The organism is Actinomycetota bacterium (assembly GCA_040757835.1).
Classification (GTDB): domain Bacteria; phylum Actinomycetota; class Geothermincolia; order Geothermincolales; family RBG-13-55-18; genus SURF-21.
The window spans coordinates 67,203-91,402 of the sequence record JBFLWJ010000014.1 but is presented as its reverse complement, the minus strand read 5'-3'; the positions used below and the strand labels follow the sequence as shown (position 1 = coordinate 91,402).

Below are 24,200 nucleotides of genomic sequence, written 5' to 3'. Positions count from 1 at the left end.
ATCGACGGGAACGCCATAGAGATAGTAGAGAAGGAGGTGAAGGAACTGGTACCGGCAGCCGTCTAGGCTGTCATCATGAGGGGGATGGTACGATGGAGCTTAATACACCACTTGACGGGACTTGGCCCGTACGCTCCAATCCTATATGGGATGATAGGATGTATACATCGGGGCCGCGCAGACATAAAGCGCGTCCATTCAGACCCATAGGGGGATTTCTCGAAATGGACATTCCACGGATCTTCAACGTCACCGAAAGCGCACATCGCATCCATAACCCGTTCACGCCCGAAAAGCTCGCCACTCTCGGAGCGGCACTGCGCCTGGAACCGGGGACCCGGGTGCTCGACCTCGGAAGCGGTTCGGGGGAGATGCTGTGCACCTGGGCACGCGATCACGGAGTCATCGGCACCGGCATCGACATGAGCCAGTTGTACACCGAGCAGGCGAGAATCCGCGCTGAAGAACTCGACGTCGCCGATCAAGTCGAGTTCATCCATGGCGATGCTGCCGGCTACGTCTCGGACGAAAAGGTCGGCGTGGCAGCCTGTCTCGGCGCCACGTGGATCGCCGGTGGAGTCGCTGGCACCATCGAGCTTCTGGCGCAGAGCCTCCGCACCGGGGGGATCATCCTCATCGGCGAGCCCTACTGGCGGCAGCTGCCGCCGACGGAAGATGTTGCCAGGGGGTGTCTTGCCGGCTCGATCTCCGACTTTCTGACGCTTCCAGAACTTCTCGCGTCTTTCGGCCGCCTCGGCTACGACGTCGTGGAAATGGTTTTAGCGGACCAAGACAGCTGGGACAGATACGAAGCGGCTAAATGGCTCACCATGCGGCGATGGCTTGAAGCCAATCCCGACGACGAGTTCGCGAAAGACGTTCGAGCCAAACTGACCACGGAACCCGAGCGCTACGCCGCTTACACGCGTGAATACCTGGGCTGGGGTGTGTTCGCGCTGATGAAGCGGTGATGCCGTCGAGGGATCCATGGCCTTCATGCAGAGGCGCGAGCTAGTATGGAGCAATAGTGACCCGTATTTTTTCCTCGATAGCGCTGCGGCCACGCGACATGGGTGACCGATCTTAATGCCCGCTCCTGAAAAGAAAACGGGGAAAGGGTAAGAGCTCGTTGACGGATTCCTCATATCTCCCAAACTCTTCCCCAAAGGCCCTTCTCAGCACGATGTTTTCCCCGTGAATAGAGATCTTGAACCCGACATACAGGACCAGCGCAATGGAGAAGATCAGGCCTGAATGAAAGATGATTCCCAGGGCAGGTATTATAAAGACGATCAACGAGGAATAGATGGGGTTTCTGCAAAGGGCATATGGACCATTGGTAATCAACCTTCCGTGCTTAAAGTATATCAAGAAAAAGACCGCCGAAGTGACCCAGAGGACGAACCCCAACCCCAACCAGATAAAGCCTATGACCTGGAATAAGGTGTGATCGAGGAATCCGAGATCAAGGAATTCTGGATACCTGATGATCACGACAATCGAGAGGATTATATAAGGCAGGCATAGCAGGGCCAGCTTGGGGCCGATACCGCCATATGTCATGGATATTTCGCAATCGTTCTTCCGGACTGTTTCTTGAGAACTCGTTTTCTCTTCCGGCATACGATCCATCGGTCGACACCTTCTTTCACCCATAGGGCAAAGCTTCCTTTCCGCTCCTTTTTACCCGTCGTAGAACTACCGGTTTACCGTTCGAGCCCGTATGCCGTTTCCATCATCTCGATGAGCCTGGCACTGAAGCGCGCCGCTGGAGCACCATCGATGACATCGTGGTTGAACATAAGCGTCAGGTCGAGCATGTCGCGGGGCTCCAGCTCGTCCCCTCCCCCGATATAGCGAGGCTTACGGGATATGCCGCCCACGGCGAGCGCGAGCGAATGCACGTTCGGGATGGGCAGCGGCCAGCCGCCCGACCTTCCGAACATACCGACGGCGGTGACGCCGATAGTGCCCATCCTCGCGTGGTTCTTCACGGGGTCCCAGAAGAAGATGCGGGCCCCCAGGCTGTGCAAGGGTTTCGGCAGCATGACGGCGTATTTCGCGATCTTCGCCGATCTACGATCAGCGATAACAAGCTCATCTCCCGTGTCCCCCTCCTTGGCTTCTGCGATCTCTAGGCTGATATCCCTGACGCTTTTCGTGTCACAGTCTTTGATCACGCAGCCTAGGGGGACCTTCTCTCCCTTCAACTCCCTTTCGACCATCATCCCCATGTTCACGGTCTCGAACATGTAGAGGTACCGGCCCTTGCGGTACGCGTTTATCTCAGGGAACTCCTTGGCGGCCGAGGCCACGCATTTCATGATCCAGCCCGTGAAAGATATGCGATCACCTCTGCTCTTTGCTTCTTTTATCCTCCGCCTGGCATCGGTGACGTCTATCTCTAAAAACCCGCTGACGTAGTGGGCCTTCACCCCGATGTTCATAACGGCGATGGTCAGAAGACGAGTCGCCGGCAGTCTCGTCTTGCGATATGTTTCAGGCAAGTCGCGCTCCTGCGCCCCTATGGTGAAAGCGACCTTCACCGTCGTTGAACCTCAATGGCATGATTTTATCATCTACTTATAGGGCCGGGGAGAGTGCAGCAGTGGTTTCGTGAGCGGAAGCGGGTAGCAGTCATCATCTACCCCGTTGCTACGGAGTGGTGCCTGACCTTGCGGGACAGACACCTTTATGATTCCCTGAAAGCATGGGGCATGATGCCCTCGAGCCCGCGAGCCTCCGACTTGCAGTACAGCGAGGACCGCAAAGGAGTTGACCATGTCGTCCGAAAACGAAAACAAGGGTAAGCGCTATGTCGTCGTCGAAGAGGGTATCATCCGCCCCACCGATCCCAAACCCCACAACCTGCGTCCCCGGCTGCCCGGCGATTACCCGCAGGTCCCCAAGGCCCATATCGACGCTGCCGTGACCCTATCCACGCCACTGCTGAACAATCCGCCCCTGTGCGACGAACTCGTTGCCTTCGTGCAGCACTTATGGACCGAGGAGGAGGCCGCCCTGGTGCGCCACTTGCATCCCTTCAGGGGCACGAGCTGCGCGGATCTGGCCAGGGTAGAGGGCAGAACGGCTGAAGAGGTGGAAGCGGTCCTCCACAAACTGGAGACCGAAAAGAGGTCCATCAAGAGTAGTGGGAGCGGAGCCAGGAAGCGTTATAGATTGAAGCGAGTTCTCGGAGAGATCTTCGAGGAGACCCTCATGGGTTACGACCCGGACAGCCTGAGCGATTGGCACCTCCGTTTCATCGAACTCTGGGAGGACCTCTTCATGACCGGGTGGATGCTCGATTACCAGCAGGCCTACCAGATGAGCTCGGCGCGGGTAGTCCCTCTGAGCGAGACGATACAGGCGAGCCAGGTAGCGTTACCCTTCGATAAGCTCGAGACGATCATGGAGAGCTATGACCGGTTCGGCGTGACCAATTGCCAGTGCCGCATGTCGGCGCGAGTGCTGGGGAATGGCTGCGACAAACCCTTATCGAACTGCCTGCTGATGGGGGAATGGGTTGAGAAAGGGGTGGGCGAGGGCCGCTATACGGAGATAAGCCGTAGGGATGCCCTGGAGATAAAGGCCGAGGCCGCCGCGAACGGCCTGGTGAGCTGGGTCGTCAACATCCAGGAGAGCAAGGGGCAAGCCTCCTGCTCCTGCTGTGCCTGCTGCTGCTACAATTTCCGCCTGGTGACCGAGTTCGACTGCCCGACCATCATCGCACCGCCCCATTTCATCCCGCGGGTAGATGCCTCCCTCTGTACCTATTGCGGCAAGTGCGCCAAGGCCTGCCCCACGGCCGCGCTTACCGTCGATACCAGGGCCAAGAAACACAGCCGTTCGCCGGAGCGCTGTATAGGTTGCGGCTTGTGCATGGTGTCGTGCACGAAAGCGAAGGCGGTGACCATGGTACCCGCTCTCGACTACCGTAAGCCGCCGAAAAACATGTTCTCGCTCATCGCGAAGCAGACCCCGGGCTTCCTCAAACAAGCATGGAAAGTCACCAGGAAATACAAGAGCGAGGCGCAAAGACAATAGATGGTCTCCTGGCCGTTATCATCACTCCTCAGGCATGCTCCTTCACTGCTGCGGCCTTTGCACCAAGGCATGCCCTGCTGACGTGCTCCATATCGAGGGCGCGTGGAAAGAGAGGAGGCTGGCGGTCAATCCGCACTTTCCGCAGTGCATGGCGTGCAACGACTGCATGTCCATCTGCGAGCGGGAGGCCATCAAGGCCGTCAAGACCTACGACTTCCTCAACCGCTACTGCCCAGCATCAATATGGGATCTTATTGCCAGGACCTCTATAATGCCGGCATCCCTATCTTCCTCATGTTGAGATCGGCGTTTACGTCACTGGCCCGGTTCGTGGATTATCATATTGAGAGATGATGCGGCTGGCGCTTGAAAGGGGGAAGCGATCATGAGCGAGGAACGTCCCTACTGGAATATGGAGATGGAGCCTATCCTGAACACCCCGGAGATGCGAGAGATACAGCTCAAGAGATTAAAGGTGTTTCTGAGACGGCTTTGCGATGGGGCTCCCTTCTACACGAAGAAGTTCGACGAGTGGGGAGTGGTCCCCGAGAAGATAAGCAGCCTCGAGGACTTCTCCAGGGCCATCCCCCTCTTCGATAAAGAAGGCCTGCGGACCATGGTCTTTGAATTCCAGGGTGACCTGCTGGCCGTACTGGACCAGATCATGCCGGTGAGCGTGGACGATCTCAGCATCATGGCCACCACCACCGGCACCACGGGCATACCCACCCCCTACCCCATGACCTGGCACGACATGGAAGAAGTGTGGGGAGAGGCCATGGTCAGGGGCGCCTGGCGGGCGGGCATACGCTCCCACGACCGCGTGCTCTTCTGTTTCGCCCTCTCCATGGTCATCGCCGGCATCCCCACCATGATGGGCATGCACAAACTGGGCTGCATGGCCATCCCGGTGGGCGCGGAATCGGGCACCGACCGCATCATGCTCATGCAGACCCTCTTCCGCGGCACCGTATACTCCGGGACTCCCTCCCTGGCCGACTACCTCATCGAGAAGTGCAGGGAGCAGGGCAGGGACCCCAAGGACCTGGGCTTCCACACCCTGTTGTGCGGTGGTGAGCCCGGGGCGGGCATACCAGAGGTGCGCAACCGGCTCGAGTCCGCCTTCGGGGCGCGCATCTTCGACGCCGGGGCGGGCTTTGGCGTATCTTGCGACCACGAGGAATACCAGGGCATGCACTGGACCGGTGACGATATGGCCCTCCTGGAACTGGTGGACCCGGATACAAAGGTGTCTATACCCCTGGAGGACGGCGCTGAGGGCGAGGCGGTGGTAACGGTGTTCGCGGGGGACGGCATGAGTTGGCTGCGCACCAGCATGGGCGACATCCAGCAGGTCTTCACATCCCCCTGCCCGTGCGGCAAGACCGGCTTCCGCTACAAGGTGGTGGGGCGCACAGACGACATGCTCAAAGTGAAGGGGTGCATCGTCTATCCCACCATGGTGGAGAGCGTAGTGGGCGGCTTCGTGCCCAGGGTCACCGGCCAGTTCCGTATCGTGCTTACCGAGAAGCCGCCGCTGGTGGTGCCTCCCCTGAAGGTAAAGATCGAGCGCGGCGAGGACTTTCCGGCGGACAAGCTGCCCGAGTTGGAGAAGGAGATGAAGGAGGCCTTCCACACCAAGGCCAAGTTCACCCCGGAGATCATCTGGGTCGATGCCGGCGAGCTGGAGCGCTCGACCTACAAGGGACAGACCTTCGAAAAATTGTACGAGGAATAGGAGAAGCGGTTTCGCACGGCCCCGCCGGGGAGTGGATCGACCGTTTGCACTGCGTATCGAGGGGAGTAACCACATGAAACTGGACGGCAAGAAGGTTGTAATAACGGGGGCGGCTTCCGGGTTGGGAAGAGCGCTGGCGCTGGCGCGTAAGGGCTGCCGCATCGGCATCGTGGACATCGACACCGAAGGTGCCAGTGAGACGCTGCACATGGTCGAGCTGGCGGGCGGCAGCGGGGAGATCTACGAACTCGACATGAGGGTGCTCATAGACTGGGAGGCCATGGCCGACCATTTCTTCCGCAGCTGGGGCAGCGTGGACGTCCTGGTCAACAACGGCAGGAGATCCATCCTCCAAGGCGGCAGCCCGTGGGACTCCCGGAGATGGCCATTGTCGAGGAGGAGAACGACGAGGACGAGAGGATGTACGGCAACCTCTTCGAGCTGGCCATTACCCTCATCCGGCGGGCGATCGTCAAAGAGCAGTCCGCGGAATAACCGCGGAGCCGACAGCACAAGCATAACCACTGCTCACCGGCACCAGCCAGCATGCCCGTTAGCGCTCTTCGTCTCTTCAGAACAAGTGGCGGAGGCGCCGTGCCTCGTACTCCGTTGGCACCAGGCCACTCAGGAACCAGACCTGGAAGAGCTTGCAGATTAACGGCGGCTCCACGAAATAGTACTCTTTGGCCAGGTAGCCCGGGGAGATGTTTGACTTTCTTACCTCCGGCCTTTTCTGCGCTGCTTTGACCTCCACAGGTACCACCAAGTAGGAGTCGGTCTCGCCTTCATCCACCCTGGCGATGACCTCGCCCGAGGCGTCGCGGACGTGGCTCTTGCCAATAAAATCGTAGAATCCGTTCTGTACCGACCAGTCCGGGAAGGGGATGGGGCTGGTCATGCGGATAGTACCGCTCTGGTTGACGAAGGCGACCGGGACCCCGAGTGCCTTCGCGTGATTGCGGGGGACGTCCTCCGAGGCCAGCCGGGACCAGCGGACAAGGCCTTCCCGGCTGAGCAGGAGGTCGGGGCGCCAGAAGAACGACCGCGTGCGGTTGGCGCCCCATAAGGCGACGATGACCACGGCCTCGACCCCGCTGTTCGCAAAACCCTCATGGGTCTCACGCGAGAAGGAATCGAAGCAGATGACGCCCCCGATGCGCCCGAAGGGGGTGTCGAATATGCCGGGGCCGGGCACCTCGCTGCGGCGCCACACCGCCGACTCGGACCAGGTGGGATTGCGCTTGCGGTAGTGCTGGACGCTGCCGTCGTAGCCGACCATGACCATGGTGTTGTAGAAGTGTTCCTCCCAGCGCTCGTAGAAGCTCCCGGTGATATACACGTTGTGGGTGGACGCCTGCTCCTGCATCCACTGCACGGTCTTTCCGTCCAGGGGTTCGGCGACCATCATCAGGGACTCGCCCAGGTGGAAGCCGACATTGAACATCTCCGGCAGCACCACCAGTTGGGCGCCGTCCGCGGCGCACTTCGCGACGAACCGCTCCGCCTTGAGCAGGTTCCCTTCCACGTTGAGCGGCTCGGCGTTCATCTGCACGATGCCCAGATTAAGCATGTTCTCCCCCCGGGTTTGCGTTGGTGAAGCGTTTCCGCGCCACCGGCTGCCTTATACTACAGCGTCACCTGGAACACGCAGGTGTCGTCCGCTTCCGGCCTCAGCTCGAAGTGCTCGATCTTAAGGCCGGGAGCGATCTTCCTGAAATAGATCTCGTGGGTCTTGGTGCAGCCGTGGATGCAGGAGACCCTTGCCGGCTTTCCCTCCATGGCCAGGTAGTCCTCATAACCCAACTGGAGCAGGGAGTTCCAGTTGGCGCACGTGGTGTACCGCCACTTCAGGGAGTCAGGCGTCTCCTCCAGGTACTCCGGGACGTTGCCGTTGACCCTGGTGATCTCCCTGTGAACCTGCTTTATCTGTTCGATGGGTGTCCCTTCCGGCTGGATGAGCTGATACAGGAGGTCCACCGCGGGGGGGAGCATGTCCTCCCACATCTCCAGCTCGAGTTCGATGATGGCCTCCGGCCCAACGCGCTTGTACGCGAACCAGGACCAGCCGTTGGACAGGTTGTAAAGCGAGCTGAGCCTGACGAAATGGACCATTTCCTCCGAGAGTTCCGCCATGATGCCACCCTCCCCGCGAGTATTGACCGACCAAGACCGGATAAGACCGACATCAATATCTTATAGCTTGCCGTATGGTCCTTTCCAGCTGCTTGCTGCCTCTATGAGCCCGGCGTATCCGTTCTCGACGATAAACTCGATGGACTGCCGGTATTTTCCGTACTTGTAGCCCTTCTTGCCGAAGAACTCCCGCATTATCCCGCAGGATGCGATTTCCGGGGGAGCTGTCATTCAATCGCAAGTAGCCCTTCCTTCTCTTGGCTTGATCTGATCCCTCCGGCCTGTTTATAAAGTTCGCTGAAACCAGCTGCGATGAACGATGCCCTACCGCCCTCCACACAAGAGAATGCCATGATCAACAAAATCGAGATATATACGTTTCCTATATGGCCACGACAGAATTGTCCCAGCATGAAATAGGCAGCGTACCCAAGTAACCGGGGCAGCATGAAGAACGACAGCACCCGGCGATAGTTGCTCTTGACCATCATCACGCTCTCCTTCATGGTCGCTTTGGCCTGCCTCACATCTAGACTCTCCCTCAACATCTCTATCTGCGGGATCATGCAGATGCGGACGATCGGCAAAGAGGCGATTGAATATAATGGGGCCAAGTACAGCTGGGAGTGGTTCCTGGTTATGCTCACCCAGCGCTGCGCATCACCGCCCAGGGAGTGAATCCGCGGTTGCGCCGGTAATAATCCGACCATATTGCTCTCCGGGAAGCTGGCTTATACCCCGACCTTATCCCGGTAGAACCTGCCCAACCTTTGGACGGCATCCTTGCTCTCGGGGACCATGGGCGAGAAGAACTGCCAGACGTGAAACATGCCGTCGCACTCGTACAGCTCGACGGGCACGCCGTCCTCGCGTGCCTTTTCCGCCAGCCGCCTGGCGTCGTCCAGCAGGACCTCACAGGTACCCACGTGTATGAGCAGTGGGGGAAGCCCGGTCAGGTCGGCATGGATGGGAGAAGCCAGGGGGTCCCGGGGTTCCTTGCCCCCCAGGTACATAACCGCCCATCTCTTCAAGTGGTCGGATTTCACCATGGGGTCCCTCCTGCCCACGGTCCGGCAGCTCTCCCCTGTCACCTCGAGATCTGCCCAGGGAGACAGCATCATGGCGGCGGCGGGAGGGGGGTCGCCCGCGTCCCGCAGATATACAAGGGTCGCCGCGGTGAGGCCTCCCCCCGCGGAATCGCCGGCGATGACGACGTTCCCCGGTTCGTAACCCTGCGCCAGCAGCCAGCGGTAGGCCGAGGCCGCGTCCTCCACCGCGGCCGGCAGCTTGTGCTCGGGCGCCAGGCGGTATTCGATCATCAGCGCCCGGCACCCGGCGGCCATGGCGATCTGCGAGACCATGGCGCGGTGGCTGTTGATGTTGCCGATGACGTATCCGCCCCCGTGGAGATAGAGCAGGACCTTGTCGCTCGCCGCTTTATCCGGAATCAGCCATTCCGCGGGTATGCCGGGAACATCCGCCGGCTCGCTCCCCACTCCCTTGACCTTCAAGGCCAGGAGGGGCACCACGCTGTTGAAGAGAAACCTCTGGTACTTCACCGGGCCGTGGCTCCCCAACATCAGCAGCATGAGCGTACGGACGAGCACCTTCGCGCTGCTGCCTCTCAGGCTTGGCATATGACCACCTCATCCCCTTGATCCAAGCAGGTCCATCACTAACGCATGCACTCACCATCGCAGTAAGACATCGTCGGGATACATGTGCGTCCGCGCACTTGCTTCCATGGAGTGCAGCCCTTTCAGACATTATAATCGAGCATGAAATGCTGCGCTGGAAACGCTTGCACGGCTTGAGGTATCATTAGGCGTGCCAATCCACAACCAGGGACAGTACGGCGAAGGGAGCGAACAGGTGGAAGCGACCGGTACGGGCGTTTCTTTCTCCTTCCGCTCTGCCCTCGCCATGATCTTGAACCCCACTCCGATGCTGAAGGACGCCCTGGACCGGGTCCCCTGGCTCTTCTGCCTGGCCGTCTCCGGCCTCGCCTTCACCCTCTTTTACAGGTCCAGGCCTTCTGCGCCGTCTGCGGCAATCCACTGCAGGAGGGGCTGGCCTTCCGCAACAGGTGCGGCAAACGTGCATGAAGGAGATTGAAGATGTATTGCAGGGAATGCGGGAAAGAGATAGCCGACAACAGTGACTTCTGTGGCTACTGCGGGGCGGACCTGCGCGGGGCGGCAGTGCAGGCGCAGCCTCCCGCCCCACCGGGACCTCAGGCTTACGTACCGCCACCGCCCGCTGGAGCCCCCCGGGGGGCACCCGGCGGTTACGCGGCTCCCCTGAAGAAATCACCGCTGCCCTGGGTGCTGGGCGGTATCGGGGTGCTGGCGGTCGTCGCCATCGTCCTGGTGCTGGTCTTCGTGGTCTTCGGGGGCGACGGCGGGAGCGATGCCTCCAGCCCGGAGCGGGTGGTGGAGAACTTCTACAAGGCCATCGAGAAACAGGACGTAGATATGCTGCTGGACACGATCGAGCCGTCGTTCCGGGAAGAGCTGGAGGATGCCCTGGGAGAGAACCTGGATGTCTTCTTCGGGGAGTATTTCTTCTCGGCTTTCCCCGAGGACCTGAAAGTAGAGATCCGGAAGATGGAGACGGAGATCGACGGCGACGAGGCGGTGGTGACCGTCGTCGACGGCACGGTGACCTACACCGATGAATACGGCGACAAGGTCACCGAAGAGGCGGCCGACGGCGAGGTGGAGCCCACGCAGCTGGTGAAGGTGGACGGAAAATGGTACCTCTCCGGCGAGGCCCTGAGGGATTCGGGCATCGACCCTGACGAACTCGGGGACCTGGACTTCGATGGAGAGGACGGGGACAACGGCGGTGATAATGAAGACGGCGAGGACGATGGCAGAGAAAAGGGAACGACCAAGCTGGAGGAGGCCATGCTCGCCTACGCGGAGGAGAACTCGGCGGAAGGGCTTGAGTTCGAGATCTACAATATCTTCACTAAGGGAGACGAGGCGTGCGCCGTTGCCTTCTGCACCAATGAGGACCTCGAGGTCCCGTACATACTCATGGAGAAGGTCGATGGCGAATGGGAAGGGGTGGACTTCGGCACCGGCTGGGACCCTCCCGCCTGGTATGAGAACAAGATGGCGAATGTGGAGGAGGCCATGCTCGCCTACGTTGAGGAGGAGACCGAAGGAGACCTGGAGTTCGAGATAAGCGGCCTCTTCATCAAAGGAGACGAGGCGTGTGGAGCGGCCATCTGCACCAACCAGGAGCTTGACGCCCCGTGGGTGGTGATGAGAAAGACCTCCCAAGGCTGGGAGGGGGTGGCCTTAAGGTCCGGCGACGACCCGCCCTCCTGGTATCCCGGATTCTGATCAAGTCTTGATGATCTTCAGGAAGTTGGTGTTGAAGACCTTCTCGGACTGCTGGCCAGAGAGCGGCAGGGACTCTACCCACCCCTTGATGAGGCCGTAATCGTAGTCGCCGCCGGGGGTCTGGCTGCCGTAGGGGCCGTCGGTCCCAAAGAGGCATTTCTCCGCGCCAAGGAAATCGACCGCCTTCCGCACCAGGTCCTGGTTGAGATAGGGACTGGAGAGGTCGATATAAACGTTGTCCCTGCCCTTGATATACGCCCATAACCTCTGGTAGTACGGTATGCCCGCGTGGGCATAGAGGACCCTGAGGCTGGGATATCTCTCCGGCAGCCTCTGGTAGTCCCCGCTGCCCTCGCGGCAACCCAGGTGGATGAGGAGGGGGTAGCCGTGCTCTTCGCACCAGGAGGCGACGCCGTCCAGGCTGCTGATGGCATAGCGGTGCCAGAAGGGATGCGCCTTGACCCCGATCATGCCCGGCCGGGAACTCCACTTCTCGATCTCCTCGATGGGGTCTCCAGCCGCTGCGGGGTTCACGAAGATCCAGCCCATGAACCGGTCGGGGTGCTTCTCCACCGCCTCCGCCACCGGGGCGTTATCCGGCTTTTCGTAGATGCGGAACTTCCTGCCCAGCAGCACGAAATTGCCCTTCTTGTCGATGGTGGTGGAATAGAACAGCTGCCCCAGGGTGTTGGCGCGGATGAGCAGGTAGCGCAGCAGGTCGCCCGCACCCGCCTTTGCTCTGCTGTCCAGATAGAAGGGCTCGACCATGGTGGGGATGAGCGCGGCCTTGTCGATGCCGTGTTCGTCCATGCAGGCGAGCATCCTCTCCAGGCTCAATATCTCGGGATCGAAATGGATATGGCAATCGATGATCACGGCACTACCTCCCGATACCGTCTTCTACTTCCTAATCCTTGCTCTTCTGGGCTCTCCTGATGCCCTGGTCCATAACCATGTCCACCAGCCAGGGAAAGAACCGCTTGAGCAGGTAGATGGTCTTCGCCGATCCCGGCGCGATGACGAACTTGCCCTTTTCCATCCCCTTGATGAGGGCCTTCGCGACCTCATCGGGCTGCATGAGTCCGCCTCCTTCGCTCACGGCCGCGGTCTCCGGGGGCTTGTTGCGGTTCTCCACCTCGAAACCGGGTGTATCCGTGTCCGGTGGACACAGTATGGATACCCCTACTCCACAGGGCTTCAGCTCGCTCTTCAGGGACTCGGTCAGGCCCATGAGGGCGAACTTGGAGGCCGCATAGTCCGTGTACCCGAACACGCCGACGAAAGCCACGGCGGAGCTCACGTTGACGATGTACCCCTTTCTCTGCTTCAGGTAGGGCAGGAGGGACTTGATGGTGTTCCAGTTGCCGTAGAGGTGCAGCTTCATGGAGTCGTCCAGCTGTTCGTAGCTGATGTTCTCGAAGTAATCGGGGAGGGCGCGGCCGGCTGAGTTGATGAGGATGTCCGGGGGGCCGAACTCCTCCACCGCCTCGGCCATGACCTTTTCCACCGCCTCGCGGTCGCAGATGTCCAGCTGCTTGCAGGCGAAGCGCTGCCGCTCGCTCCCGGCCTTCGCCCTGATCCGGGCCAGCGCCTCCTCCAGGCGTTCCCTGCCGCGGGCAAAGACGATGACGTTGGAGCCCCGCTGCGCGAGCAGCTCGCCCGTGGACAGGCCGATACCGCTGGAGCCGCCCACTATATATATGTTCTTGCCCTCGAAATCCCTGACTTTCATCCCGGCCTCCCCTCCGAATGCACGACCAAGAAAAGGATATATCCGCGGTCCAGGTTTGACAATCGGCCCGCCAGCGCCGGCAGGCAGGGGCCGGGGCAGACACCAAGTGTGCCATGGTTGGTGATAATATATTGGCAAGCCGGCATATAGCGATCAGGGGGTAGAGATGGACGGACCTCAGAGCATCCTCGACACCGACCTCTACAAGCTGACCATGCAGCAGGCGGTATGCCAGTTCTACCCGCGGGTGAGGGCGCGCTACAGCTTCATAAACCGCGGCGACACCCCTTTTCCGCGCGGTTTCTCGAGAGAACTCAAGAAGTATGTCAAGGCCATGAAGAAGCTCAGACTCAGCGAGGACGAGAAGGCATGGCTGGCGGACAAGTGCGGTTACTTCCACCCCGTCTACCTCGATCTGCTGGAGGCATACCGCTTCGACCCCGACGAGGTCGCCATAAGCCAGAGGGGTGGGGAGCTGACCATCACCATCGAGGGTTACTGGTACACGTCCATCCTGTGGGAAGTGCCCCTGATGGCGCTCATCAGCGAGCTCTACTTCGAGATGACCGGGGAGAATGAGAAGTCCTACCCGGAGAAGAAGATCCACGAACTCAACCGCGGGAAGGCGCGCTTCTTCGTGGACAACGGCATCCGCTTCGTGGACTTCGGCACCCGCAGGCGCTTCTCGTACCGCAACCACGCAATGCTCATCCCCGACCTCATGGAGGCCGGTGAGTATCTGCTGGGCACCAGCAACGTCCACCTCGCCCACCTCCACGGCCTGACTCCCATCGGCACCCAGGCACACGAATGGTTCCAGTTCCACTCCGCCAAGTACGGTTTCCGGGTTGCCAACCAGATCGCCCTGGAGCGCTGGCTCGAGGTCTACAAGGGCGAGCTGGGCATCGCCCTCACCGACACCTTCGGGACGGAGAACTTCTTCTACGCCTTCGACACCTACTTTGCCAAGGTCTTCGATGGCGTCAGGCAGGATTCCGGCGATCCATTCACATTTCTCGAGAGCGCCATCGCGCACTACCAGAGCCTCGGCATCGATCCCGCGGGCAAGTCCATCGTTTTCTCGGACTCCCTCGACCTTGAGCTGGCGAAGTCCATCCACGAGGCCTGCGCGGGCCGGGTGAAGGACACCTACGGCATCGGTACCTTCCTCACCAACGACGTGGGGGTGAAGCCCCTGAACATGGTCATCAAGATGGTGGCCTGCCAGCCTTTCAAGGGCTCGGAGCGCTGGGTGGACGCGGTCAAGATCTCCGACGTGGAGGGCAAATACACGGGGAACCTGGAGACCATCCAACTGGCGAGGCATACCCTCTTCCTGGACGGTTGAGCGCCGCGGGACGGCCCCGGCGGAGGGTACCCACGCCGCATCTTTTCTGGTAGCTTAGGAAAACGGTATCCGTTCCGCTCCCGCCCTCCGGGTGGAGGTGGAGCGGCGCGAGAAAGGTTCATCCGCCATGGGCAGCGTCAAGGACTTGACCGTTCTGAAGAAGCCTGAGGGCAGCGAGGCCGGCCTGGGCCGCTTCGTCTACTCCGACCGTTACTCGGTCTTCGACTGGGGCGAGATGCCCGACCTTATCGCGGGAAAGGGCAAGGCCATCTGCATGGCCTCCGCCTACTTCTTCGAGAGGCTGGAAGAGCAGGGCGTGAAGACGCACTACGCGGGGATCGTCGAGGACGGGGTGGCCAAAAGGACCTCTGAACTGAAGGAGCCCGGGGACACCATGGAGGTCAGGCTGGTAAGGGTGATAGAGCCGGTGGTGCGGGGCGGCGCCTACGACTACTCCGCCTATGAGGAGGAGCGGGTTAACTTCCTCATCCCGCTGGAGGTGATGTACCGCAACTCCCTGCCGGGCGGTTCCTCGGTCTTCAAGCGGCTGCGGGAGGGCAGCATAAGCCCGGCCGACCTCGGCCTGGACGCGATGCCCGAGCCCGGCCAGGTGCTTGACCGGCCCATGCTCGACGTCTCCACCAAGCTGGAGTCCAGCGACCGCTATATCGACTGGGAGGAGGCAGGCAGGATAAGCGGCATGGATGCTGGCGAGACGGAGGAGATGCAGCGGACGGTGCTGCTCCTGAACGATATGATCACGCGCGAGACAGGACGGCTCGGGCTCTTCAACGAGGACGGCAAGGTGGAGTTCGGCTTCGACGGAAAGCGCGACCTGGTGCTGGTCGACGCCCTGGGCACCCTGGACGAATGCCGCTTCTCCTACAAGGGGCTCCCGGTCAGCAAGGAGATCGCCCGCATCCACTACCGGGGCACGGACTGGCACCGCGACACCGAGGAGGCCAAGAAGAAGAGCAAGGTGGACTGGAAGCCGCTGGTGAAGTCGGTGCCGGACCCACTGCCCCCGGAGCTGGCGAAGGCCATATCGGAGCTGTACCAAGCCTACGCCAACGACCTGGCGGGACGCCGCTGGTTCGATGTCCCGCCACTGGCGGACGTCCTCGCCGCCATCGAGGGGCTCCTGGGCCGTTAGCCGGTAAAGACACAGCCCGGCTGGCCTACATCTAAAAAGATGGCAGCTCCGGCGAGCCCGGATCAACAAGAGCGGAAGGGCGGGAGCACTCGCCCCCATGCTTCCATAGATGAAGGCCGGCCTTGTCAGACCAGCCCTCTCTCAACCAAGATCCGGTCCAACAACTCATCACCGTTCATGGGAGGGACGAGGGCGCCTTCCTTAGGCACCAGTGATATCGCCTCCTCGGGACACGACGGCACGCATACGCCGCACCCGATACACCTGGCTGGGTCGACCCGCATCTCCTCCCCGGCCACGACGATGGCATCCATGGGGCAGCGCTCCATGCAGGTTTCACATTCCACGCACTTTTCCCTGTCCTTCTGCGCCTGATAGGAGGACTCGATGAACTCCGCCGGGTTAGGGAAGAGCTTGAGGTTCTTGAGCACCCCGCAGCAACAAGAGCAGCAGGAACAGACGAAATCGATGTGCTGCGCATTGTTGGGCTGCAGCACCTGCCCAGCTTCCTCCGAGTGGTCCAGCAACTCAAGCGCCTCCTCGACGCTCGCCCTGCGCCCCAGTCCCCTTTCAAGGTAGAACTCGGCCATGGGGCCGAATCCCAGGCATCCCTCGAAGGGGCGGCCGCACTCGCTTCCCAGCAGTCGCTGCTGCTTGCGGCAGACACAGTCATTTATGACTATCGTCTCCTGTTCCTTCACCAGTTCCCTCACGCGGTCGTAGGCGGCGACCGCCGGGGCCATCTCCAGGGCCGAATGCACCGGTATGGTGCGTAACTGCTTCGTGGGGTTGGCCAGCATCGGCATACCAAGGTAGAGAAAGTACTCTTCCATCATCTCCGCGAATTCTCTGTCCATGGTGGGTATCTGGAACTCGTAGATCCCGACGACGTACTGCTCCGCGCGGTAGAGGGCTCTACCCTCCTGGACCTGTTTGAATATCAGCCCCCTGGCGGCCATGGATTCGAGCCTGCCTTCGACCTCCACGACCTCCATGCCGCAGCGTTCGGCTATTGACTCCACCGGCTCCGTCTGGCGGCTCAAACACAAGGCCATAACCGCGTCTTCGGGCGCGAAGAGTTTCTTGAGGATCTTCAACTCCACGCCGTTCTCCGTGGCCGGGAAACCACCCGGCATCGCATCCACGAACTCGCGCAATCGCTCGTAGATGTCCTTTTCCTCAACGACCTCGGCCATGACCGTTCTCCTTTCCTCGCAATACCTCTCCCGGAGACATCCTCGGGGCACCCTCCGGGTTCATCTTCACGACAGCAGCCGTGTATCGGCCCAAAGTGAGCATCCAGCGAGATGCCCCGCATTGATGGAATCAGTTGACGTATCGCGTATGCCTGTCGCGGTGAGAACATAGCCCCCGATAAACTAAATATACGCCTTCAAGAAGTGATGTAAAGCTGACCAATCTCCAGCAGTGCTACCAGAATAATACAACCTTCGAGCCATCTCATGCCCTCTGTCAACCGGTAGTAGTCGCCGGACGAAGGTGACGGGAGTGGTCTCAGGCTTTCCTGCGGATAAGGACCCTGCAGACCGGGTCCCCGTGAGGCAAGCGGGTCTCGATGGTCAGGTCGCAGCCGCAGTGGCTGAACATGTTGCGGTCCATGTCCATGGCTGCGTCGCAGGCCTGCGCGTGCCCGGGGCTGCGGAAGCCGTACGGGCAGGAGGACAGTATCAGTTCTATGCTCTCCTCATCCTGGTTCATCGCCGAGAAATCTATGTCCAGCCGGCCGAAGACCTCTACCAGGTCCCTCTGCAGTTCGGCCATGGACCCCTTCCACTTCATCCCGCCGGGCACGCGGTTGCCCATGAAGCCCATGGCCCGGCAGAATCCCCTGACCAGAGGTTCGCCGACGACCGGCACCCGGCACATGAGTCCGTAGGCGCTCCCGAGGAGAAGGAACAGCTTCTTACGCACGCCCATATCCATCTCCACACGACGCCATCAGTATCCAGGCACCCCCATCTTCTGCAGGTATTCCCTCGCTTCCTCTATCTCCGGATCGAGCTCAATGGCTCTTTCGAGGTCGGCGATGGCCTTGTCGTTCTCGGCCATCAGGTAATAGGCGATCCCACGGCTCTTATACGCCCTGGCGTACTCGGGATCGAGTTCGATCGATCTATCGAAGTCGGCAAGGGCTTCTTCATACCTTCCGGTCATTGCATATGCATATCCACGATGTGTATAAGGGTTCGCGTAATCCGGGTCGATAGCTATCGCCTGGTTTGCATCTCCGATCGCTTCCTCATAATGTCCGATGGAATTACGGCAATATGCGCGGGTGCTGAATGCCTCGTTGCTTTCCGGATTGATCTCGATCGCGCGGTCGAGGTTCTCTATTGCTGTTTCATATTGCCTCACGTCAATATATGCGGAGCCAAGAGTTATATATGCGAGATCTGAAGTCGGGTCGATCTCTATGGCTCTGTTCAGATCTGCGATCTCCTTTTCATAATCCTTCATCTCCTTGTATAGCGCTGCTCTCACTATATAGCAGCCCCCATTATTGGGCGCCAGCTCAACCGCCTTGTTCAAATCCAATAAGGATTCTTCGTATCTATCCAACAACAAATACGCCTTCCCCCTGATAAAGTAGGTCTCGGCTACATCAAGACCCAAACTCATGGATCTTTCACAGTCGTCCAGAGCCTCCTCTCCCTGCTCCAATTCGATGCGGGAATTCGCGCGAAGCAGATACAGCTCGGCCAGCTCCGGATTGATGTCTATTGCTCTATTGTAATCCGCCAGGGCCTCATCGTAGTGGCCCAACATGTACTTACAGCCCCCCCCTCAACTCATAGGCCGCAACGAAGTCCTTTTCTTCCTTGATGGCTTTGTCGCAGTCCGCTATGGCCTCTGCGAATTCTTTATTGGTGGCATGAGATTGTGCTTCGTTGAAATACTCCGTGGCGCTCTTGGTGTTGCCCCGTCTATAGGCGATGATCGAACCGATGGCGCTCGAGACGCATCCGAAACAGAGTACCGCCAGAAGGACGATGGCCACTATCTTCCCGGTGCTCAATGGTTTCTTTCCCTGCGCCTGTACGGAGGGGGGCGGCTGGCCCGGAAGCTGCAGATAGCCCTCCACTCCCACAGGTGGTTTAAGGGATGCCCCGCAGTAGTTGCAGAATTCCCTGCCCTCCATCACCGGTTTGCCGCAATTCGCACAATCCATAGCCACCCCCGCTCTTCGCAGTACCATCCAGTAAGCGCCCTGTTTGATTATAAGGCAGGCCGGGGAGCTTACCATACGGACTGGCTCCTCCCGGGGGGATCGCCCGCGCTCAGTGAGGGATGCTCTCCAGCTCCACTTTGAGACCGGTGGTGAAGCGGGAGGCGGTCATGCCATCGATGAAACGGTGGTCGTAGGCGATGGACAGCTCCAGCACCGGCGCCACCCGTATCTCCTCCTCCTCCCCTACCACAGCGGCCTTGCGGATGGAGCCCACGAAGACCATGCAGCTCTGGGGCGGGTTGATGATGGGCGTGCCCGTCTCCACTCCGTAGAAACCCAGGTTGGAGACGGTGATGGTGCCGCCGGAGAGGTCCTCGTTCGTGAGCTGCCCGGCGGCCGCCCGTTCCTGCAGGCCCCGTATCTCCCGGCCGATCTCCTGCACCGTCTTGCGGTCGGCGTTCTTGATCACCGGGACCACCAGCCCCTGCTCGGTGGCCATGGCCACGGAGACGTTTACGTCCTCGTAGATGGTCACGGTGTCGCCCTCGAAGCTGCTGTTCACCTCGGGGTTCTTGGCCGCTGCGTCCGCAACCGCCTTCACTGCCAGGTCGTTGATGGAGACCCCCTCCATGCCCTCTTTCGCCCGCAGCAGGTTCACCGCATTGACCGTGGCCATCTGGGTGAACTGCGGGATGTTCTGCCAGCTGGAGAGCATGCGCGCGGACATGGCTTTGCGTACCTGGTTGAGCTTGACCCTCGCCTTTATGGCGGGGCCGGCCGCCGCCGCGCGCACGTCCTTTTCGGTGATCACGCCGTCCGGTCCCGTGCCCGCCACCGCCAACAGGTCCACGCCCAACTCCTCCGCCAGCTTCTTCACCCGCGGGGAGACCCTGGCGCCGAACGGGGCGGCCGCCTTGACCTTTGAGGGTGGCGGCATAACGACGTTCGCCGGAGCGGGAGCCGGTATAGCGCCCACTTCCTTGACCGCTTTTTCGACCTCCCATTTGCGCAACACCTCTCCCACGTCGACCTCTTCGTCCTGCGCGGCGATGATGGCGATGGGCTCGCCCACCTGCGCTTCCGACTCCTCCTCCACCAGGATCACGCGCAGGTAACCTTCGTAGGGCGACTCCAGGTCGATGGTGGCCTTCTCGGACTCGATCACCACCAGCAGCTCGCCCTTGTCCACGTGGTCGCCTTCCTTTTTCTCCCAGGCGACGATGATCGCGGAGGTCATTGTGACCCCCAGCCTGGGCAGGATAACGACATCCATCAGCTCGTCCCTCCCGTGTGGCTCAGTACTGCATCACCTCGCGCACCGCGGCCATGACCTTCTCCTCGTTGGGCTTGTACTCCATCTCCAGGAAGATGCTCTGGGGGATGGGCGTGTCCGCGCTGCCCACCCGCTTGATGGGCGCGGCGAGGTCGAAGAAGGCCTCCTCTGCGATGATGGCCGCCAGCTCGGCGCCGGTGCCGCCGGTCTTGGGTTCCTCGTGCACGATGACCACCCTGCCCGTCTTGCGCACCGAGTCCAGGATGGCCTTCCTGTCCAGGGGGATCAGGGTGCGGGGGTCAATCACCTCCGCCTCGATGCCCTCGGCCGCCAGCATGTTGGCCGCATTGAGGGCGGTGAGCACCTGCATGGAAGTGGCGACGATGGTGACGTCGGAGCCCTCGCGCTTGACGTCGGCCACCCCGAAGGGGATGGTGTACTCCTCCTCCGGTACCTCGCCGGGCATGCCGTAGAGCAGCTTGTGCTCGAAGAAGAGCACCGGGTTGGGGTCGCGGATGGCCGTCTTCAGGAGCCCCTTGGCGTCGCAGGCGTTGGAGGGCACCGCGACGTACAGTCCCTGGGAGTGCATGAAGAGGGCCTGCGGGCTCTGGGAGTGCTCCGGCCCCGAACCCGCCAGCGCCCCCACCGGCAGGCGGATGGTCACCGGGATCTTGAAGCAGCAGCCGTGCATCCAGTTCCACTTGCCCAGCTTGTTGTAGATCTCGTCGAAGGCGATGCCCACGAAGTCGGCGAAGCTGAACTCGGTGATGGGCGTGAGCCCGGCCAGGGCCATGCCCAGGGCCGCCCCGGCGATGGTGGCCTCGGCGATGGGGGTGTCAAAGACGCGGTCGGGCCCGAAGCGGTCCAGCAGCCCGGCGGTTGCCCCGAAGGCCCCTGACATGGCGGCCACGTCCTCGCCGAAATAGACGCTGTTGGGGTCGCGCTCCATCTCCTCCAGCAGGGCCTCGTTGATGGCCTGCATCAGGGTCAGTGTCTTCACCTACACCACCCCCTCGACGAAGATGCCCTCGTAGATACGGGTGCACTCCGGCATGGGAGAGGCCTCCGCCGCCGCGATGGCGTCAAGCGTCTGTTTCTCAACGTCCGCATCGATGGCGTCGAACTCCGCCTCCGCCGCCGCCCCCGCGGCGATAAGCTTGGCCCGGTAGTTCTTTATGGCGTCCCTTTTTTCCATCCACTCGTCCACCACCGCCTGGTCGCGGTAGAGGGCGGGGTCGCCCTCGAAGTGGCCGCGGTAGCGGAAGGTCTTCCCCTCGATGAAGGTGGGACCTCCGCCGGAGCGCGCGCGCTCGATGGCCTCCTTCGCCACCTCGTAGACCAGCAGCACGTCGTTGCCGTCGATGACGTAGCCGGGGATGCCGTAGCCGTCGGCGCGGTCGGCGATGTTCTCCTTTAAGGCGTGGGCCTTGGTGTAATGGGTGGAGATGCCGTATTCGTTGTTCTCGCAGTAGAAGACGATGGGCAGGTTATAGAGCCCTGCCCAGTTCATGCCGCCGTGGAAGGTCTCGCGGGCGGCGGTGCCGTCGCCGAAGAAGCAGACGCAGACCTGTTCCGTCTTCTTGACCTTTATCGCGTAGCCGGTGCCGGCGGCGATGACGAAACATGCGCCCAGGGTGCCGCTCTGTCCCAGGACCCCCAGCTCGGGATAGGCGACGTGTACGATGCCCGCGCCGAGACCGCAGGTGGTGCCGCACACCCTGCCCATGAAGTCGCCGTAGATCTTGTCCAGGGGGACGCCCTTGGCGATCATCTGGTTGCAGCCGCGATGGTCGTAGAGGATATAATCGTCATCGCGCAGCGAGGCGCAGGTGCCCGCGCCCGTGGCCTCCTGCCCCATTCCCGAGTGGTAGAAGCCCGAGACTTTGCCCTCGTGCAGCAGCCGGATGAGGTTCTCGTCGAAGGTCCTCTGCTTGACCATCTCGCGGTAGAGCAGCAGCAGGAAATCCTTGTCGTACCTGGCGGGATCGACGTCCCTCTCTATCACCTCGGCCATGGTTCATCTCCTCCCCTGGGGTATCGTTCTGGTATCCAGAGATCTCGCAGACGGATCCATTACATGCACGGCCCACCTCCCGGACGATGCGTTCTCCATGAGACCGCCACGTCGCCTTCGGCTCCTCGCGATGACAGCGCCGTCACTGCGCCGTCCAGCCGCCGTCCACCGGGATAATGGCACCGGTGATATACGATGCCTCATCGGAGGCCAGGAAGAGCGCCGCGCGGGCGATCTCCTCCGGCTCCGCCACCCGCTTGAGGGGTATGTTCTGGGTCATGAAGTCCTCCAGCACCGCCAGCATGGCGGCGATCATGGGCGTCCTGATCGCCCCCGGGCAAATACAGTTGACCCTGATGCCCGGGGCGTAGGTGATGGCCATGATACGGGTGAGCGCGACCACCCCGCCCTTGGCCGCGGTGTAGGCGTCCGCCCCCGGCACCGCCACCAGGGCGTTGGACGAGGCGGTATTGACGATGGAACCTCCTCCCGCCCTGGCCATCTCCGGCTGGCAGTACTTGGTGCAGAAGAAGAGGCTGTTGAGGTTGTTCCTGATCACCTCGTTCCAGTCCTGCTCCCGCGCATCGAGGAGGGGTGACATGGCCAGGGGGGAGGAGAAGCCATGGCTGGCGTTGTTGAAGAGGATGTCCACCTTGCCGTAGGCCTCCACCGCCTGGTGGACCATGGCCGCCACCTGCTCCTCCTCGGTGAGGTCGGTCTCCACGTAGATGGCTTCCCCGCCCTGGGACTTGGCCTCGTCCGCCGTCTCCTGGCCCACGGCCTTGCCGTAGACACCCTGGTAATCGACCACCACCACCTTGGCCCCCTCGGCCGCGAAGAGCAGCGAGGCCGCCCTGCCGACTCCGCTCCCGCCGCCCGTGATCACCGCTACCTTATCCCGCAGGCGCATCCTCATACCCCCTGTCTCTTACGGCTTGACCAGTACCTTGATGGACTCTTCCGGATCCATCTGCACCCTGAAGGCCTCGTTTATCTCTTCCAGCGGAAAAGTATGGGTGATGAGGGGAGCGGTCTTCACCTTCCCCTCGCCGATCAGCTCTATGGCCTTGGGGTAGATGGAGCCAAGGCACCCGATGATGCGCGGGCTCTTGTGCACGATCCTGGTAGTGTTCACCACTTGGTCGCCTTCGGGGAGGCCCACCAGGGCCACCGTCCCCGCCGAGCGCACGATCTCCAGCGCCTGGGCGAAGGTGTCCCGCGCCCCGGCGGCGTCCACCACGATATCGGCCATGGCCCCCTCGCCGAAGTGGTAGGGGCCGACGCCCAACTCCTCCTTCATGCGCTCGAGCACGTCCTCGTTGGCGGCGTCTATGACGGTATCGGCCCCCAGCTCACCCGCCAGGCGCATGCGCAAGGGAGCTATCTCCGACACCACAACCATCTCCACCGGCACCGCCTTCATGGCCTGCATGGTCGCGTTGCCGATGAGGCCCGCGCCCAGCACCGCCACCTTGTCCCCCTCCTTGGCGCCGCTCATCTCCGCGGCGAAGGCGGCCACGCCCACCGGCTCCAGGGTCGCCGCCTCCTCGTCACTCATCCCCTCGGGGATGGGATGGAAGGTGAGCCCGGGCATGGCGTTCTCGATCTTCACGTACTCCGCGAAGGCCCCCGGCTTGCCGTAACCGGTGGACCCCTTGAAGGCCTGGGGGCAATTATTTAGCGCACCCGACTGGCACCAGTAACAGGTGCCGCAGATACCGATGGTGAAACCCATGGCCCGCTGCCCCGGCTCCACGCCGGCCAGGGCGGACCCGGCTTCCACCACCTCTCCAACGAACTCGTGGCCCATGACCTGGCCCGGTTCCACGTAGAAGCCGAGCCTGTAACTGTGAAGGTCCGAGCCGCAGATGCCGCAGGCCCTCACCTTGAGCAGCACGTCCATGGGCCCCACCTCGGGCACCTGGACCTCTCTTATCTCCATTGACCCCGGTTCCACGTAGACCGCCGCCTTCATGGTCGCCATCGCCGTCACCTCCATCCCCGCAGAACACCGTTGAAGCCGTAGCCTGGCGCCTGTACGTTTAGAGGAAAAGTCCCGCCGCTGTCGGACCCGCGAACCCGCTATAAGGGCGGCAACGCATCGCTGGACCTGCCGGACTTAATAAGGAAAAACAGCCGAAACGCCATGCTCTATTATACCGCTATTCGCGTCCGCCACCTCAAAGGCAGGGGGCGATATGCCCCCACCTTGAGCACAG

The 24,200-nt window shown here is 61.3% G+C and carries 25 protein-coding genes and 1 pseudogene; 8 read left to right on the top strand and 18 right to left on the bottom strand.

Annotation, left to right across the window (positions count from 1 at the left end; all coding sequences use genetic code 11):
• The first annotated feature begins 224 nt into the window (after positions 1 to 224).
• Complete coding sequence (locus AB1384_11635) at positions 225 to 971, top strand: class I SAM-dependent methyltransferase (GenBank protein ID MEW6554924.1); 747 nt, start codon at positions 225 to 227, stop codon at positions 969 to 971.
• A gap of 112 nt (positions 972 to 1,083) precedes the next feature.
• Here the strand turns inward: AB1384_11635 and AB1384_11630 are convergent, their stop codons facing one another.
• Positions 1,084 to 1,623: a methyltransferase gene (locus tag AB1384_11630; protein ID MEW6554923.1), complete on the bottom strand. Its 540-nt coding sequence runs from the start codon at positions 1,621 to 1,623 to the stop codon at positions 1,084 to 1,086.
• A gap of 83 nt (positions 1,624 to 1,706) precedes the next feature.
• On the bottom strand, positions 1,707 to 2,507 hold the full coding sequence (locus tag AB1384_11625) for a 2-oxo acid dehydrogenase subunit E2 (GenBank protein MEW6554922.1): 801 nt from the start codon (positions 2,505 to 2,507) through the stop codon (positions 1,707 to 1,709).
• Positions 2,508 to 2,781: 274 nt separating this feature from the next.
• On the opposite strand from AB1384_11625, the gene AB1384_11620 reads away from it, so the two are divergent.
• From AB1384_11620 to AB1384_11605, 4 genes and pseudogenes are all read left to right on the top strand, one after another.
• Positions 2,782 to 4,047 carry a 4Fe-4S binding protein gene (locus tag AB1384_11620; GenBank protein ID MEW6554921.1) on the top strand — a complete coding sequence of 422 codons (1,266 nt, stop codon included), beginning with the start codon at positions 2,782 to 2,784 and terminating at the stop codon, positions 4,045 to 4,047.
• 385 nt (positions 4,048 to 4,432) lie between these two features.
• Positions 4,433 to 5,785, top strand: coding sequence for a phenylacetate--CoA ligase family protein (locus tag AB1384_11615; protein ID MEW6554920.1), 1,353 nt, complete (start codon positions 4,433 to 4,435; stop codon positions 5,783 to 5,785).
• Positions 5,721 to 6,110, top strand: a pseudogene (locus AB1384_11610) (SDR family NAD(P)-dependent oxidoreductase). The gene AB1384_11615 and the pseudogene AB1384_11610 overlap by 65 nt, the downstream one beginning before the upstream one ends.
• Before the next feature lie 41 nt (positions 6,111 to 6,151).
• Complete coding sequence (locus tag AB1384_11605) at positions 6,152 to 6,280, top strand: hypothetical protein (GenBank protein ID MEW6554919.1); 129 nt, start codon at positions 6,152 to 6,154, stop codon at positions 6,278 to 6,280.
• A gap of 76 nt (positions 6,281 to 6,356) precedes the next feature.
• Here AB1384_11605 and AB1384_11600 read toward each other — a convergent pair whose 3' ends face one another.
• The 5 genes from AB1384_11600 to AB1384_11580 form a co-directional block, all read right to left on the bottom strand.
• Positions 6,357 to 7,355: a carbon-nitrogen hydrolase family protein gene (locus AB1384_11600; GenBank protein MEW6554918.1), complete on the bottom strand. Its 999-nt coding sequence runs from the start codon at positions 7,353 to 7,355 to the stop codon at positions 6,357 to 6,359.
• A gap of 56 nt (positions 7,356 to 7,411) precedes the next feature.
• Positions 7,412 to 7,918 (bottom strand): hypothetical protein, encoded by a 507-nt coding sequence (locus AB1384_11595; protein MEW6554917.1) that lies wholly within the window; start codon positions 7,916 to 7,918, stop codon positions 7,412 to 7,414.
• Positions 7,919 to 7,978: 60 nt separating this feature from the next.
• Positions 7,979 to 8,113: a hypothetical protein gene (locus AB1384_11590; GenBank protein ID MEW6554916.1), complete on the bottom strand. Its 135-nt coding sequence runs from the start codon at positions 8,111 to 8,113 to the stop codon at positions 7,979 to 7,981.
• Positions 8,114 to 8,145: 32 nt separating this feature from the next.
• Positions 8,146 to 8,409 carry a hypothetical protein gene (locus AB1384_11585; GenBank protein MEW6554915.1) on the bottom strand — a complete coding sequence of 88 codons (264 nt, stop codon included), beginning with the start codon at positions 8,407 to 8,409 and terminating at the stop codon, positions 8,146 to 8,148.
• A 240-nt stretch (positions 8,410 to 8,649) separates the two neighbouring features.
• A complete protein-coding gene (locus AB1384_11580) occupies positions 8,650 to 9,555 on the bottom strand; it encodes an alpha/beta hydrolase (GenBank protein MEW6554914.1) in 906 nt (301 codons plus the stop codon).
• Positions 9,556 to 10,035: 480 nt separating this feature from the next.
• Here AB1384_11580 and AB1384_11575 point away from each other — a divergent pair, with 480 nt between their 5' ends.
• Positions 10,036 to 11,271, top strand: coding sequence for a zinc ribbon domain-containing protein (locus AB1384_11575; protein MEW6554913.1), 1,236 nt, complete (start codon positions 10,036 to 10,038; stop codon positions 11,269 to 11,271).
• On the opposite strand, the gene AB1384_11570 is transcribed toward AB1384_11575, so the two are convergent.
• Both AB1384_11570 and AB1384_11565 read right to left on the bottom strand, forming a co-directional pair.
• Positions 11,272 to 12,147, bottom strand: coding sequence for an amidohydrolase family protein (locus AB1384_11570; GenBank protein ID MEW6554912.1), 876 nt, complete (start codon positions 12,145 to 12,147; stop codon positions 11,272 to 11,274).
• A gap of 31 nt (positions 12,148 to 12,178) precedes the next feature.
• On the bottom strand, positions 12,179 to 13,003 hold the full coding sequence (locus AB1384_11565; protein ID MEW6554911.1) for an SDR family oxidoreductase: 825 nt from the start codon (positions 13,001 to 13,003) through the stop codon (positions 12,179 to 12,181).
• A 166-nt stretch (positions 13,004 to 13,169) separates the two neighbouring features.
• Here AB1384_11565 and pncB point away from each other — a divergent pair, with 166 nt between their 5' ends.
• The gene (pncB, locus tag AB1384_11560) at positions 13,170 to 14,351 is read left to right on the top strand and encodes a nicotinate phosphoribosyltransferase (GenBank protein ID MEW6554910.1); all 1,182 of its coding nucleotides are present in this window, start codon (positions 13,170 to 13,172) and stop codon (positions 14,349 to 14,351) included.
• A gap of 97 nt (positions 14,352 to 14,448) precedes the next feature.
• Positions 14,449 to 15,504: a phosphoribosylaminoimidazolesuccinocarboxamide synthase gene (locus tag AB1384_11555; GenBank protein MEW6554909.1), complete on the top strand. Its 1,056-nt coding sequence runs from the start codon at positions 14,449 to 14,451 to the stop codon at positions 15,502 to 15,504.
• Between the two features lie 125 nt (positions 15,505 to 15,629).
• On the opposite strand, the gene AB1384_11550 is transcribed toward AB1384_11555, so the two are convergent.
• The 9 genes from AB1384_11550 to AB1384_11510 all read right to left on the bottom strand — a co-directional run bounded on the left by AB1384_11550 (position 15,630) and on the right by AB1384_11510 (position 23,965).
• The gene (locus AB1384_11550; GenBank protein ID MEW6554908.1) at positions 15,630 to 16,700 is read right to left on the bottom strand and encodes a 4Fe-4S binding protein; all 1,071 of its coding nucleotides are present in this window, start codon (positions 16,698 to 16,700) and stop codon (positions 15,630 to 15,632) included.
• A 319-nt stretch (positions 16,701 to 17,019) separates the two neighbouring features.
• Positions 17,020 to 17,442, bottom strand: a complete 423-nt coding sequence (locus AB1384_11545; GenBank protein ID MEW6554907.1) for a hypothetical protein — start codon at positions 17,440 to 17,442, stop codon at positions 17,020 to 17,022.
• A 21-nt stretch (positions 17,443 to 17,463) separates the two neighbouring features.
• Positions 17,464 to 18,291, bottom strand: a complete 828-nt coding sequence (locus AB1384_11540) for a tetratricopeptide repeat protein (protein ID MEW6554906.1) — start codon at positions 18,289 to 18,291, stop codon at positions 17,464 to 17,466.
• Between the two features lie 4 nt (positions 18,292 to 18,295).
• A complete protein-coding gene (locus AB1384_11535; protein MEW6554905.1) occupies positions 18,296 to 18,694 on the bottom strand; it encodes a hypothetical protein in 399 nt (132 codons plus the stop codon).
• A gap of 109 nt (positions 18,695 to 18,803) precedes the next feature.
• Positions 18,804 to 19,967, bottom strand: a complete 1,164-nt coding sequence (locus AB1384_11530; protein MEW6554904.1) for a dihydrolipoamide acetyltransferase family protein — start codon at positions 19,965 to 19,967, stop codon at positions 18,804 to 18,806.
• Positions 19,968 to 19,989: 22 nt separating this feature from the next.
• Complete coding sequence (locus AB1384_11525) at positions 19,990 to 20,967, bottom strand: alpha-ketoacid dehydrogenase subunit beta (GenBank protein MEW6554903.1); 978 nt, start codon at positions 20,965 to 20,967, stop codon at positions 19,990 to 19,992.
• Positions 20,968 to 21,981 carry a thiamine pyrophosphate-dependent dehydrogenase E1 component subunit alpha gene (locus tag AB1384_11520; GenBank protein ID MEW6554902.1) on the bottom strand — a complete coding sequence of 338 codons (1,014 nt, stop codon included), beginning with the start codon at positions 21,979 to 21,981 and terminating at the stop codon, positions 20,968 to 20,970.
• Positions 21,982 to 22,123: 142 nt separating this feature from the next.
• Positions 22,124 to 22,891: a glucose 1-dehydrogenase gene (locus tag AB1384_11515; GenBank protein ID MEW6554901.1), complete on the bottom strand. Its 768-nt coding sequence runs from the start codon at positions 22,889 to 22,891 to the stop codon at positions 22,124 to 22,126.
• Positions 22,892 to 22,909: 18 nt separating this feature from the next.
• On the bottom strand, positions 22,910 to 23,965 hold the full coding sequence (locus AB1384_11510) for an alcohol dehydrogenase catalytic domain-containing protein (protein ID MEW6554900.1): 1,056 nt from the start codon (positions 23,963 to 23,965) through the stop codon (positions 22,910 to 22,912).
• Positions 23,966 to 24,200: the final 235 nt, after the last annotated feature.

Excerpts from the sequence above, each read along its gene's own strand:
- AB1384_11630 (MEW6554923.1), bottom strand. The coding sequence starts at position 1,623 with ATGCCGGAAGAGAAAACGAGTTCTCAAGAAACAGTCCGGAAGAACGAT.
- AB1384_11520 (MEW6554902.1), bottom strand. The coding sequence starts at position 21,981 with ATGGCCGAGGTGATAGAGAGGGACGTCGATCCCGCCAGGTACGACAAG.
- AB1384_11535 (MEW6554905.1), bottom strand. The coding sequence starts at position 18,694 with ATGGATTGTGCGAATTGCGGCAAACCGGTGATGGAGGGCAGGGAATTC.
- AB1384_11635 (MEW6554924.1), top strand. The coding sequence starts at position 225 with ATGGACATTCCACGGATCTTCAACGTCACCGAAAGCGCACATCGCATC.
- AB1384_11515 (MEW6554901.1), bottom strand. The coding sequence starts at position 22,891 with ATGCGCCTGCGGGATAAGGTAGCGGTGATCACGGGCGGCGGGAGCGGA.
- AB1384_11580 (MEW6554914.1), bottom strand. The coding sequence starts at position 9,555 with ATGCCAAGCCTGAGAGGCAGCAGCGCGAAGGTGCTCGTCCGTACGCTC.
- AB1384_11600 (MEW6554918.1), bottom strand. The coding sequence starts at position 7,355 with ATGCTTAATCTGGGCATCGTGCAGATGAACGCCGAGCCGCTCAACGTG.
- AB1384_11565 (MEW6554911.1), bottom strand. The coding sequence starts at position 13,003 with ATGAAAGTCAGGGATTTCGAGGGCAAGAACATATATATAGTGGGCGGC.
- AB1384_11620 (MEW6554921.1), top strand. The coding sequence starts at position 2,782 with ATGTCGTCCGAAAACGAAAACAAGGGTAAGCGCTATGTCGTCGTCGAA.
- AB1384_11540 (MEW6554906.1), bottom strand. The coding sequence starts at position 18,291 with ATGTTGGGCCACTACGATGAGGCCCTGGCGGATTACAATAGAGCAATA.
- AB1384_11575 (MEW6554913.1), top strand. The coding sequence starts at position 10,036 with ATGTATTGCAGGGAATGCGGGAAAGAGATAGCCGACAACAGTGACTTC.
- pncB (MEW6554910.1), top strand. The coding sequence starts at position 13,170 with ATGGACGGACCTCAGAGCATCCTCGACACCGACCTCTACAAGCTGACC.
- AB1384_11530 (MEW6554904.1), bottom strand. The coding sequence starts at position 19,967 with ATGGATGTCGTTATCCTGCCCAGGCTGGGGGTCACAATGACCTCCGCG.
- AB1384_11550 (MEW6554908.1), bottom strand. The coding sequence starts at position 16,700 with ATGGCCGAGGTCGTTGAGGAAAAGGACATCTACGAGCGATTGCGCGAG.
- AB1384_11590 (MEW6554916.1), bottom strand. The coding sequence starts at position 8,113 with ATGCGGGAGTTCTTCGGCAAGAAGGGCTACAAGTACGGAAAATACCGG.
- AB1384_11585 (MEW6554915.1), bottom strand. The coding sequence starts at position 8,409 with ATGATGGTCAAGAGCAACTATCGCCGGGTGCTGTCGTTCTTCATGCTG.
- AB1384_11595 (MEW6554917.1), bottom strand. The coding sequence starts at position 7,918 with ATGGCGGAACTCTCGGAGGAAATGGTCCATTTCGTCAGGCTCAGCTCG.
- AB1384_11510 (MEW6554900.1), bottom strand. The coding sequence starts at position 23,965 with ATGGCGACCATGAAGGCGGCGGTCTACGTGGAACCGGGGTCAATGGAG.
- AB1384_11615 (MEW6554920.1), top strand. The coding sequence starts at position 4,433 with ATGAGCGAGGAACGTCCCTACTGGAATATGGAGATGGAGCCTATCCTG.
- AB1384_11545 (MEW6554907.1), bottom strand. The coding sequence starts at position 17,442 with ATGGGCGTGCGTAAGAAGCTGTTCCTTCTCCTCGGGAGCGCCTACGGA.